Below are 11,451 nucleotides of genomic sequence, written 5' to 3'. Positions count from 1 at the left end.
GCAGAACCCTCCGCCGCAACGGCGAGCAACCCCTACGGCGCACCCCGGCGGTGTACCCCTACGGGCGCACTCCGGTGGCGCGCCCCTACGGCGCACCCCAGCGATGCCGAACCGTCTGCACCCCACCCCACCTCGGCCGACCCGCACAACCAACGCCCAACCCCGGAATCAACGCCCACCCCGGAGGGACCCGTCACCCGCGTGGCCCCCGCGGAAAAGCCCCCCGCCGCCCCGGCCGGTCAAGATGCGGCCATGGGTATACGCATGCTCAACCGCCGGACGGCGATCCCGCCGGCCCCGACCCACGCGGTCGGCGCAAGCACCGCCCGCATCCCCACCGACCCGGTGACGGCCCTGAGACACGCCGCCGCGGAGGTACGCCGCCGCCTCGCTCAGCGGGAATTCCGGAAACCTGCCGTCGTACGCGCCCGAGGCACCGCCGTCTGGCGCCTGTGGGCCGACCTGGCCCGCGGCTACCTGGCCCTGCTCCTCGCCCAGCTGCCCCGGCCGCCGCGCCCGACGCACACACTCACCGTGTTCACCGCGACCCTCCCCACCGTCCCAGCCGTCAAGCCCCCTGACGGCTCCGGTCCCGCTCCCTGCCGGCCCCTCTGGAACCACTAGAGGCGACCCGAGCCGGCCGCCAGAGCCGCACCCCCACGGCGTACAACAGCACCCCCAGGACGAGTCCCGCCCCGGCTCCGAAGCACAGCGTCGGAATCAGTTCCCACGGCTTGGCGACGGTTCCCCAGTACTGCCACCACCGTGCCGCCCGGTGCACCGCCGCGACCAGCGCACAGCCGCCGATCACGGCACCGGCCCACCAGCGGTCCCGTACCGACAGCGAGGGCACACCCACCGGCTGGGCCGCGGACACGCGCCGCAGCGCGCAGGCCACGAACACGGCGATGACGGTCGCGGCCAGAGCCGAACCCCCGTACTGCAGGTACCAGTACAGCGGTGACCCCGCCACCTCCTGCCCCAGGACGGGAAACAGCCGTATCCCCCACCGGTCGAGATGGGTGAACGCATCCCACACGACATGCGTGAGCGCTCCGAGCGCCGCGGACACGTACCACCACGCCACCGAAACCGGCGCCACGCGCGCGCGTGGCGCCCCGCAGCGCAGGAGCGTGGCCACCCGTGGCCGCCACCCCCGCGGCAGCAGAGCCACCAGCGGTTCGCGGACGAGCAGCCACAGCCCCACCAGTACCCAGGCGACCAGCACGTCGACCGTGAACACGCCCGAGAAGGAGTGCGTCACCTCGCCGAACTCCATCGCACCGGTCAGCACACTCGCCGCGTAATAGGTCATGTCGGGCGCGAAGGAGCCCGCCACAAGGACGGACGGCACCAGCGGGCCACGGCCGGTGCCATCGGTGCGTACCGCGGGCAGCACGGCTGCCGCGTGACTCAGAGTGAACGGCAACAGTGCTCCCCATGGCGGACGTTGACGTCCAGTATGCGGGGTCAGAGATGCCGTCGACGGCCCAACAGCGTATGGCCAAGCGGTGAAAATCGGGCACGAACGGGTGCCCGTGCGCAGGAAGTTGTCGTAGGGTCGCCTGGGTTGACGTGCCGGGGAGCGCGTCGTACCGCCAACAGAACAATGCCACAGGGCACCTGAGACGGAACGTCGCGAACAGGACATCGCGACAGGGCAGACAACGGCGGGCGCCCGGACGCCCACGGGAGGGGTTCACTTCATGGCGGCGCAATTCGGCAGGAGGCTGCGCAAGGGGGCGATGAACACCACCGTGGCCGCGGTGGCGGTTGCGGCGCTGGCCGCGTCCCAGGGTCCGGGACTGATGACCGACGACTCCGGCAGACAGTCCGCCACCGGCACCCAGCCCTCACCCGACGCGCCTGCCGGGGACAGCGCGACCGGCAACTCGCCGTACTACACGGACCTGCCGCCCCTGGACAGCCCCACCCCCTCACCCAGCGCCACGGCGGACCCGATCACGGGCGACGCAGCCGCCGGCATACCTGCGACCGTCCTGGACGCCTACAAGAAGGCCGCGGACGAGCTGCGCGCGTCGAAGCCCGGCTGCAACCTGCCCTGGGAGCTCCTCGCCGCCATCGGCAAGGTCGAGTCGGGCCAGGCACGCGGCGGCAACGTCGACGCGAACGGCACCACGATCACCGCCATCCTCGGCCCCCAGCTCAACGGCAACGGCTTCGCGAACATCAGCGACACCGACAACGGCCGCTACGACGGCGACTCGGCGTACGACCGGGCCGTGGGCCCCATGCAGTTCATCCCGTCGACCTGGGCGTGGGCCGGCCGCGACGGCAACGACGACGGCCTGAAGGATCCCAACAACATCTACGACGCCGCCCTCGCGGCCGGCCACTACCTGTGCCGCTTCGGCTGGGACCTGTCGACCGACTCCGACCTCAACAGCGCGATCCTCAGCTACAACAACTCGACGGACTACCTCAACACCGTCCTGTCGTGGCTGGAGTACTACCGCAAGGGCACCCACGAGGTCCCGGACGGCACCGGCCAGCTCCCCTCCGACCGCAGCGACGAGCCCGCCGGGTCGAGCCCCTCGCCGAAGCCACCGTCCAAGAAGCCGGGGACCCAGTCGCCGAAGCCGCCCTCCGGCGGCGGTTCCACCAGCCCGACGCCTCCCCCTTCGACCCCGCCCAGCACCCCGCCGAGCGCTCCGCCGACCCCCACCGACACGGTGGACCACCTCGAGGACGCGGGCACGGCGCAGCTGACCGCCATGGCGGGCGACACCTTCGGCGAGCGGATCAGCGCCCGGGCCGAGACCGAGGCCGGCAAGGGCGTCGCCAAGGTGCGGATCCGGTTCTCGATCGTCGGCGACACCGACACCACCTTCACCGGCGGTGAGAAGGTGGCCACGATGGTCACCGGCACGGCCGGCGTGGCCCTCGCTCCAGCCCTGCAGGCGGGCGAGAAGACCGGCGACTTCACCGTCCGGGCCTCCGTCGTGGGCCGCTCGATTCCCGGCATCGGCTACCCCGCCACCGTCACCCCCCGCGCCGCCGACAGCCTCGCCCGCACCGGCGACGAGGCGCTGACCTGCGTGGCGGGCGGCGAGTTCGCGAACCAGGTCCAGGTGAAGGCGACGTACAAGGGCGTCGCCGCGGACGGTGTCGCGGCCACCGCGACACTGATCAAGTCGGCGGACGACCCGACCACGAACGACAAGTGCCCCTACTTCAAGGACGCCGACGGCACCGCCGTACGGACCCTGACAGGTCTCGAGACGGACGCGGACGGCCTGCTGACGCTGCCCAAGCTGTACGCGGACGACACCGCAGGCACGTATCTGCTGCGCATCACCACCACGGGCGGCGCGGTGCTGACGGTCGAGCTGACCGTGACGGCGGCGCCCTCCCCGAGCCCGACGGCAAGCACATCCGCCGACGCCTCACCCTCGCCCTCGGCGTAGGCACACGGCAACCAGGGCGCCCCTCGGCTTCGGCGGCGGGGCGCCCTCGTCATGTGTGCAACGTGTTCTCATCTCGCGCGCGCGTTGCTACGGTGCCGGACCTGACGAAGTATCAGGTCCCGTTCGTACCGACGCCCCGGGAGGCCCGTATGCGCGCCCTGATCGCCGCCGCGGCCGGTCTCGCCCTCGCGTTCGCCCTGGTCCTCACGATCACGGCGCTCGGCTCCCCGACGGGCAAGACATCACCCAAGCCGCTGCTGACGACGGTGCCGTCGCACCCGTAACCGCCCGGGAGGGAGGCCGAGATGCGCCGCAAGGCCGGTCTGATCCTGCTCGCCCTCGCCGTGTTCTTCGCGGCGCTGTCCCCGCTGCTGCGCTGGTACGCCTTCCCGCGCCTGGCCAAGATCCCGCCGAGCCAGTACCAGGACATGGTCCTGGAGGCCGAGGACGCCACCCTTCTCGACTACGGCACGATGACGGCCCGCAAGGTCGACAAAGTGACCATCGTCCAGACCCTCAAGGGCAACGTGGAGGCCTCCGAACGGATCGAGAAGACGGCGGACCGGGATGTCGTCGTCTGGGACGGCCTGTCCTACGTCCAAGGCCCCGACGGCAAGATGGTCTCCAAGATCCCCGAGCGGTACATCTTCGACGCCCACACCCAGGAACCCGTCCACGCCACGGGCGAGATGGTCGACGGTGATCGCGTGAAACGCGAGGGCATCGAGTTCAAATGGCCCTTCCTGACCGAGAAGAGGGACTACGAGTACTTCGACGCCCAGGCCCGCATCACGACCCCGATCCACTACAAGGGCGCCCAGAACTTCCGCGGCGTCGAGGTCTACTACTTCGAGCAGACCATCCCCTGGACGAAGGTCGCCTTCCCCAAGGCCATGCCCGTCGAGGGAATCACCCCCGAGTCCGTCGCCGAGACGGGCACGACCCGCTGGTACACCACGGTCCGCAAGTTCTGGGTCGAACCGCTGACCGGCGCCCCCGTCTACGGCGAGGAGATCCACAAAGAGGAACTGCGCGGCGGCACCCTGCTCGGCGACCGCGACAAGGTCACCGCGTTCGCCGGCCACGTGAAGATGCGCGAGGACTACATCGACCACACCGTGAACCTGGTCAAGTCCAACCGCACACTGGTCCTGCTGATGACGTCGTATCTGCCGTGGGGTTTCCTGACCCTCGGCGTGCTGCTCCTGTCGCTCTCCCTCTACCTGGAGGCACGCAGCCGCCGCCCCGGCGACCCGGAGCCGACGAAGAACACCGAACCCGAACCGGTCACCGCCTGAGCCGGGCGTTGGTGTGCCGGGTCGGCTCGGCGGTGGCGGGGTCCTCGGGCCACGGATGCTTCGGATAACGGCCGCGCAGCTCGGCTCGTACGCCCTTGTAGCCGTCCTTCCAGAAAGAGGCGAGGTCGGCGGTGACGGCTGCGGGGCGCCCGGCGGGGGAGAGCAGATGGACCAGGAGCGGCACCCCGGCGACCGAGGGCGACTCGTGCAGCCCGAACATCTCCTGCAACTTCACGGCGAGGACGGGCTGTTCGGGGTTGCCGTAGTCGATCCGGATTCTGGACCCACTGGGTACGGTGATCCGCTCCGGGGCCAGCTCGTCGAGCCGCCCGGCCTCCCCGGAGGCCCACGGCATCAGCCGGACGAGCGCCTCCCCGGCGTCGATCCGTGAGAGGTCGGCCCGCCGCCGGGCCCGGCTCAGCTCGGGCTCCAACCACTCGTCCACGCGCGCGTGGAGCGCGTCGTCGGAGACATCGGGCCAGGGCTCGCCGAGGTGCAGATGCAGAAAGGCGAGCCGCTGCCGCAGTACGCCGGCGTCGGCGGACCAGCGCAACAGGCCGAACCCTTCTCGCCGTAGCCCTTCGAGGAGCGCGTCGCGTACGAGCACGGGGTCGGCGTCGGCAAGCGGCCGCGAGGCCAGTTCGACGGCCCCCAGCCGCTCGACGCGCCGCGCCACGACGTCCCCGTCGGCCCAGTGGACCTCGTCCCGCTCGTCGAGCAGTGCGCCGGCCGCCTGCCGCGCGATGTCCTCGTCCACGACGGCTCCGACCTGCACGCGCGCGTGCCGTTTCCCGACGGGGCGATCAGCTGCAGCGACAGCAATCCAGGGCGCACCACGCAGGCCGCTCCCCTCAGCCACCTCGGCCCGCGTCCCGGAGACCATGAGATACGAACCGCCGTCGGCCTTGGCGACACGCTCAGGGAAGGCAAGCGCGGCAACGAGTCCGACCAGGCGGTCCTCACTGACGTTCGCGTGGTCGACCTCGACGTCCACATCCGCCGGGAGAGAGTCACGGGTGGGCGGGTGTGAAGACTCCCCGACGACGGCCCGCAGCCGCCGAACTTCCGCCCGCCACCGCCCTGCGTAGGCGTCACCCCCGCGCCGGGCAGCCCGCAGCGCACCGGCGAGATCATCCCCGTACTCCCGCGGCGCCTCCTCGCTGAGCAGGGCCACAACCTCGGCGACCTCACCGAAGGGATCCGCGTCCAGCAGCGCCCGCCCCAACCGAGGGTGCAACCCCAGCCGAGCCAGACGCACACCCCGCTCCGTGGCTCTGCCGGCGGAGTCCACCGCGCCCACTCCCGCGAGAGCGGCCCGCGCCGCCGCCATCGCCCCACCCGGCGGCGGATCCAGCAATGCCAGCCCGGACGCGTCCGGATCCCCCCAGCACGCCGTCTGCAGCGCGAACGCCGTCAGGTCGGCCAGCAGGATCTCCGGCGACGGAAAACGCGGCAGCCGCGCGTCCTCGGCCTCCGCCCAGCAGCGGTACACCGCACCCGGCGCCTCACGCCCGGCGCGCCCCGCCCGCTGCCGTCCCGCCGCCTGCGAGGCCCGCACCGTCGTCAGCGCGCTCAGCCCGCGCGCATGGTCCACCCGCGGCTCCCGCGCCAGCCCCGAGTCGACGACCATGCGCACGCCGGGAACCGTCAGCGACGACTCCGCCACCGCCGTCGCGAGCACCACCCGGCGCCGCGCCCCGGGCGACAACACCGCGTCCTGCACCGCCGTCGGCGCCCGACCGTGCACCTGGAGCACATCGACATCCCCCAGATCGCCCAGCTGCCCGGCGACCCGGGCGATCTCCCCGACGCCGGGCAGGAAGCACAGCACGTCCCCCGACCGCTCGGCCAGCGCCCGCCGCACCACCGACGCCACGTGCGCCAGCAACGCGGGATCGACCCGCATGCCGTGCGGCGGCCGCACCGGACGCCCGGGCGGCGCCCACACCACCACCTCGACCGGATGCGCAGCGCCCTCCGCCTCGACGACCGGCGCCCCGCCCAGCAACCGCGCCCATCCCTCGGCGTCGGTCGTCGCCGACGCGGCCACCAGCCGCAGCTCCGGCCGCAGCGCCTCCCGTACGTCCCACAGGAACGCCGCCACCGTGTCCGCGTCCAGATGCCGTTCGTGAACCTCGTCGAGCACGACCACGTCGACGCCGCTCAGCTCCTGGTCCCGCTGGAGCCGCTGGAGCAGCACACCGGTCGTGACGACCTCCACGCGCGTGTGCCGTCCGACCACCCGCTCTCCGCGCACGGTGTAGCCGACGCTCTCGCCGACCTTCTCGCCCAGCAGCCACGCCATCCGCCGCGCCGCAGCCCGGGCAGCGATCCGCCGGGGCTCGGCGACGATCACCCGCCGTGCCGGTCCCTCGCCGAGCAGCCCCGCCAGCGTCGGCGGCACCAGCGTCGTCTTGCCGGTGCCGGGTGGTGCGACGAGGACGGCCGTGCCGTGTCCGTCCAGGGCCTCGCGCAGGGCGGGCAGAGCAGTGCGGACGGGCAGCTGGTCCAGGGCGTCGTAGCGGATCACGCACCCCAGTGTCGTACGTGCCCGGAAACGCCCTGCACGCGCGCGTGCGTCAGTCCCTCCCCCTGGGGGCACCCCCGGCCGAAGGCTGGGGGACTTCGGCCGGGGGGACCCCCATCTCGCTTCGCTCGCAGACGAAGATCGCCGTACCCGGGATCAGGTTCCCCCGCAGCGGAGACCAGCCGCCCCACTCGGAGGTGTTCCAGGCCGGCCACTCCGGCTCCACCAGATCCACCAGCCGGAATCCCGCCGCCACGATGTCCCGCACACGGTCGCCGAGCGTCCTGTGGTGCTCGACGTACACCGCGCGGCCCTCGTCGTCCTGTTCGACGTAGGGCGTGCGGTCGAAGTACGACCCCGACACGCTCAGGCCCTCGGGGCCCGGTTCGTCCGGGAACGCCCAGCGGATCGGGTGCGTCACGGAGAACACGAAACGCCCGCCCGGCCGCAGCACCCGCCGCACCTCCCGCAGCACCAGCCGCGGATCGGCGACGAACGGAAGCGCACCGTACGCCGAGCACGCCAGGTCGAACGAGCCGTCCGCGAAGGGGAGCGCGGACGCGTCCGCGCACACGAGAGGGAACGACCCGCCGATCCGCAGCGCGTGTTGGAGCTGGCGGTGGGAGAGGTCCAGGGCGACCGGACGGGCACCCTGCGCGGCCAGCCAGCGCGCGCACTGGGCCGCGCCGGCGCCGATCTCCAGGACGTCCCTGTCCTTCAGCTGCTCCGGCGGGCCGAGCAGCTCCGCCTCCACCTCGTCGAGACCCTCCGGACCCCACACGAAGCGGTCGTCGCCGAGGAACGTGCCGTGCTCGACCTGGTACTCGTCCGCGTTGCGGTCCCACCAGCCCCGGTTGGCCCGGGCGCTCTCCGTGACGTCCGCGTGGCGTCGGGTGGCTTCCGTCTCGCTCGCTTCGGGCTCTTGGATGATCGGCTCCCTCGTCGTACTCTTCCGTCCAACCCGTCCCGGTGGTGTCACGCGAGGGGCGCACCAGGCTCACGTGGCCTGAAGAGACAGGTTTTGTGCCGGGAATGCGGCGATCCGCCCCGGGTGTGCGGCTTCGCGCATTGACCGTGCCCGGCTGCCCCCGTATGCTACAAGTTGCGCTGCGGGCCTGCGCACCTCAGACGTAGCAGGCTGCGCTCGCATCTGTTGTATGTCCCCTCGGTTGTCGAGGCGCCACCACCAGTCACTGGTGGGGCGCTTCCTTGGCTGTCCGGCTTCTACAGAGCGAAACGGGCTCCCGGCGTAAGCAGTACCTACGACTTCAATGTCCGTACCGGAGCCCTTTCCCACATGACGAGCAGCACCGAGACCACCGCCACCACCCCGCAGGTAGCGGTCAACGACATCGGTAACGAGGAAGCCTTCCTCGCGGCGATCGACGAGACGATCAAGTACTTCAACGACGGCGACATCGTCGACGGCGTCATCGTGAAGGTCGACCGGGACGAGGTCCTGCTCGACATCGGTTACAAGACCGAAGGTGTCATCCCGAGCCGCGAGCTCTCGATCAAGCACGACGTCGACCCGAACGAGGTCGTCGCCGTGGGCGACGAGATCGAGGCCCTGGTCCTCCAGAAGGAGGACAAGGAAGGCCGCCTGATCCTCTCGAAGAAGCGCGCCCAGTACGAGCGTGCCTGGGGCACCATCGAGAAGATCAAGGAAGAGGACGGCATCGTCACCGGTACCGTCATCGAGGTCGTCAAGGGTGGTCTCATCCTCGACATCGGCCTCCGTGGCTTCCTCCCGGCCTCCCTGGTCGAGATGCGCCGCGTCCGCGACCTTCAGCCCTACGTGGGCAAGGAGCTCGAGGCCAAGATCATCGAGCTGGACAAGAACCGCAACAACGTGGTCCTGTCCCGCCGCGCCTGGCTGGAGCAGACCCAGTCCGAGGTCCGCCAGACGTTCCTCACGACCCTCCAGAAGGGTCAGGTCCGTTCCGGCGTCGTCTCCTCGATCGTCAACTTCGGCGCCTTCGTGGACCTGGGTGGCGTGGACGGTCTGGTCCACGTCTCCGAGCTGTCCTGGAAGCACATCGACCACCCCTCCGAGGTCGTCGAGGTCGGCCAGGAGGTCACCGTCGAGGTCCTCGACGTCGACATGGACCGCGAGCGTGTCTCCCTGTCGCTGAAGGCGACCCAGGAAGACCCGTGGCAGCAGTTCGCCCGCACCCACCAGATCGGCCAGGTCGTGCCCGGCAAGGTCACGAAGCTGGTTCCGTTCGGTGCGTTCGTCCGCGTCGACGAGGGCATCGAGGGTCTGGTCCACATCTCCGAGCTGGCCGAGCGCCACGTGGAGATCCCGGAGCAGGTCGTCCAGGTCAACGACGAGATCTTCGTCAAGGTCATCGACATCGACCTCGAGCGCCGCCGCATCAGCCTCTCGCTGAAGCAGGCCAACGAGTCCTTCGGTGCCGACCCGGCCTCGGTCGAGTTCGACCCGACCCTGTACGGCATGGCCGCGTCCTACGACGACCAGGGCAACTACATCTACCCCGAGGGCTTCGACCCGGAGACCAACGACTGGCTGCCGGGCTACGAGAAGCAGCGCGAGGAGTGGGAGCGCCAGTACGCCGAGGCGCAGGCCCGCTTCGAGCAGCACCAGCAGCAGGTCATCAAGTCCCGCGAGGCCGACGCGGCGGCTGCCGCCGAGGGCGGCGAGGCTGCGGCTCCGGCCGCGACCGGCGGTTCGTACTCCTCCGAGGGTGGCGACCAGTCCGGCGCCCTCGCGTCGGACGAGGCGCTGGCTGCGCTGCGCGAGAAGCTGGCCGGCGGCCAGAGCTGACCGCTGACCGCTGAGGCTTAGCCGTTAGTTGAGGGCCCGTACCTTTCGAGGTGCGGGCCCTTGGCGTTGCCCGGACCGTCGTTCGGTCGCGGCCCGGTGGGGGCTGGTCGCGCAGTTCCCCGCGCCCCTTGGGGAGTTGCCCTGCCCCCGGCTCTGAGAAAGCCGTAAGCGTCGCCTGATCATGGGCCCGGGACGGGAATGCCCATGCCCGGTCGCGCGTTGTGACGTACGAACACGAGGAGGAGCGGTCACAGTGCTTGATCCGCAGGGTTTGTACACGTGGGAGCCGAAGGGCCTGGCCGTCGTCGACATGGCGCTCGCCCAGGAGTCGGCCGGTCTTGTCATGCTCTACCACTTCGACGGATACATCGACGCGGGCGAGACCGGCGACCAGATCGTCGACCGGCTCCTCGACTCGCTGCCCCACCAGGTCGTCGCCCGCTTCGACCACGACCGGCTCGTGGACTACCGTGCCCGTCGCCCGCTGCTGACCTTCCGGCGCGACCGCTGGACGGCCTACGACGAGCCCACACTCGCCGTGCGACTGGTCCAGGACGCCACCGGAGCCCCCTTCCTGCTGCTGTCCGGCCCGGAACCGGACGTGGAGTGGGAGCGGTTCGCCGCGGCCGTGGAGCAGATCGTGGAGCGCCTCGGCGTCCGCCTCGCCGTGACCTTCCACGGCATCCCCATGGGCGTCCCGCACACCCGCCCCGTGGGCATCACCCCGCACGGCAACCGCACCGAGCTCGTACCGGGCTACCGCAGCCCCTTCGACGAGGCCCAGGTGCCCGGCAGTGCCGAGGCACTCGTCGAGTACCGCCTCATGGAGGCCGGGCACGACGTCCTGGGCGTCGCCGCACACGTCCCGCACTACATCGCCCGCTCCCCGTACCCGGACGCGGCGCTCACCGTCCTGGAGGCCATCACGGCGGCCACCGGACTGGTTCTTCCCGGCATCGCGCACTCCCTGCGCACGGACGCCTACCGCACGCAGACCGAGATCGACCGGCAGATCCAGGAGGGCGACGAGGACCTCACCGCCCTGGTCCAGGGCCTCGAGCACCAGTACGACGCCGTCGCGGGTGCCGAAACCCGCGGCAACATGCTCGCCGAGCCCGCCGAGATCCCGTCGGCGGACGAGATCGGGCGAGAGTTCGAGAGGTTCCTGGCGGAGCGGGAGGGCGACAACTGATCGGAGGGTGTGGTCGCGCCCCAAGGGGCGCGGGGAACTGCGCGACCAGCCACAGGCGGCCTGCACCTTCTGCACCGCTTCTCAAGTGGAGCGTCTAGCCCCAGATATCCCTGCGGGGACGCCCGTTCCGGGCTGAAAATCGGGGTGGCTGCCCGCTGACGCCGGAGCTCTATGGTCGCTGAGGCCGTCGTCTAGCCGGGCGCTGGGGACCGCGCACC

General features: G+C 71.1%; 9 protein-coding genes. 6 read left to right on the top strand and 3 right to left on the bottom strand.

The annotated features are described in order from the left end of the window. Positions 1–252: 252 nt before the first annotated feature. Entirely contained in the window at positions 253–624 is a 372-nt protein-coding gene (locus ACTWQJ_RS35405) for a hypothetical protein (protein WP_443310564.1), read from the top strand. On the opposite strand, the gene ACTWQJ_RS35400 is transcribed toward ACTWQJ_RS35405, so the two are convergent. Further along, positions 569–1,429 carry a DUF4184 family protein gene (locus tag ACTWQJ_RS35400; RefSeq protein WP_443310563.1) on the bottom strand — a complete coding sequence of 287 codons (861 nt, stop codon included), beginning with the start codon at positions 1,427–1,429 and terminating at the stop codon, positions 569–571. The genes ACTWQJ_RS35405 and ACTWQJ_RS35400 overlap by 56 nt on opposite strands. Before the next feature lie 277 nt (positions 1,430–1,706). Between ACTWQJ_RS35400 and ACTWQJ_RS35395 the strand changes: the two genes are divergently transcribed. The 3 genes from ACTWQJ_RS35395 to ACTWQJ_RS35385 all read left to right on the top strand — a co-directional run bounded on the left by ACTWQJ_RS35395 (position 1,707) and on the right by ACTWQJ_RS35385 (position 4,726). After that, positions 1,707–3,428 (top strand): lytic transglycosylase domain-containing protein, encoded by a 1,722-nt coding sequence (locus ACTWQJ_RS35395; RefSeq protein WP_443310562.1) that lies wholly within the window; start codon positions 1,707–1,709, stop codon positions 3,426–3,428. 149 nt (positions 3,429–3,577) lie between these two features. Next, positions 3,578–3,712 (top strand): SPW_0924 family protein, encoded by a 135-nt coding sequence (locus tag ACTWQJ_RS35390; RefSeq protein WP_129797531.1) that lies wholly within the window; start codon positions 3,578–3,580, stop codon positions 3,710–3,712. A gap of 21 nt (positions 3,713–3,733) precedes the next feature. Continuing rightward, the gene (locus ACTWQJ_RS35385) at positions 3,734–4,726 is read left to right on the top strand and encodes a DUF3068 domain-containing protein (RefSeq protein WP_443310561.1); all 993 of its coding nucleotides are present in this window, start codon (positions 3,734–3,736) and stop codon (positions 4,724–4,726) included. On the opposite strand, the gene hrpB is transcribed toward ACTWQJ_RS35385, so the two are convergent. Both hrpB and ACTWQJ_RS35375 read right to left on the bottom strand, forming a co-directional pair. After that, the gene (gene hrpB / locus ACTWQJ_RS35380; RefSeq protein ID WP_443310560.1) at positions 4,716–7,256 is read right to left on the bottom strand and encodes an ATP-dependent helicase HrpB; all 2,541 of its coding nucleotides are present in this window, start codon (positions 7,254–7,256) and stop codon (positions 4,716–4,718) included. The genes ACTWQJ_RS35385 and hrpB overlap by 11 nt on opposite strands. 49 nt (positions 7,257–7,305) lie before the next feature. After that, positions 7,306–8,232, bottom strand: a complete 927-nt coding sequence (locus ACTWQJ_RS35375) for a class I SAM-dependent methyltransferase (protein WP_443310559.1) — start codon at positions 8,230–8,232, stop codon at positions 7,306–7,308. A 318-nt stretch (positions 8,233–8,550) separates the two neighbouring features. Between ACTWQJ_RS35375 and rpsA the strand changes: the two genes are divergently transcribed. Beyond that, entirely contained in the window at positions 8,551–10,041 is a 1,491-nt protein-coding gene (gene rpsA, locus ACTWQJ_RS35370; RefSeq protein ID WP_443310558.1) for a 30S ribosomal protein S1, read from the top strand. A gap of 253 nt (positions 10,042–10,294) precedes the next feature. Further along, positions 10,295–11,233 (top strand): PAC2 family protein, encoded by a 939-nt coding sequence (locus tag ACTWQJ_RS35365; protein WP_443310557.1) that lies wholly within the window; start codon positions 10,295–10,297, stop codon positions 11,231–11,233. The last annotated feature ends 218 nt before the right edge of the window (positions 11,234–11,451 follow it).

The organism is Streptomyces sp. KR55 (genome assembly GCF_052245645.1).
In the GTDB taxonomy this organism is placed as follows: Bacteria; Actinomycetota; Actinomycetes; order Streptomycetales; family Streptomycetaceae; genus Streptomyces; species Streptomyces flavusporus.
Note: the sequence above shows the minus strand (reverse complement) of the source record. Positions and strands in the feature narration are given on the sequence as shown.

What these genes read in the sequence shown, in the direction of transcription:
- ACTWQJ_RS35405 (WP_443310564.1), top strand. Translation starts at nt 253, where the DNA reads ATGGGTATACGCATGCTCAACCGCCGGACGGCGATCCCGCCGGCCCCG.
- ACTWQJ_RS35395 (WP_443310562.1), top strand. Translation starts at nt 1,707, where the DNA reads ATGGCGGCGCAATTCGGCAGGAGGCTGCGCAAGGGGGCGATGAACACC.
- ACTWQJ_RS35390 (WP_129797531.1), top strand. Translation starts at nt 3,578, where the DNA reads ATGCGCGCCCTGATCGCCGCCGCGGCCGGTCTCGCCCTCGCGTTCGCC.
- ACTWQJ_RS35385 (WP_443310561.1), top strand. Translation starts at nt 3,734, where the DNA reads ATGCGCCGCAAGGCCGGTCTGATCCTGCTCGCCCTCGCCGTGTTCTTC.
- rpsA (WP_443310558.1), top strand. Translation starts at nt 8,551, where the DNA reads ATGACGAGCAGCACCGAGACCACCGCCACCACCCCGCAGGTAGCGGTC.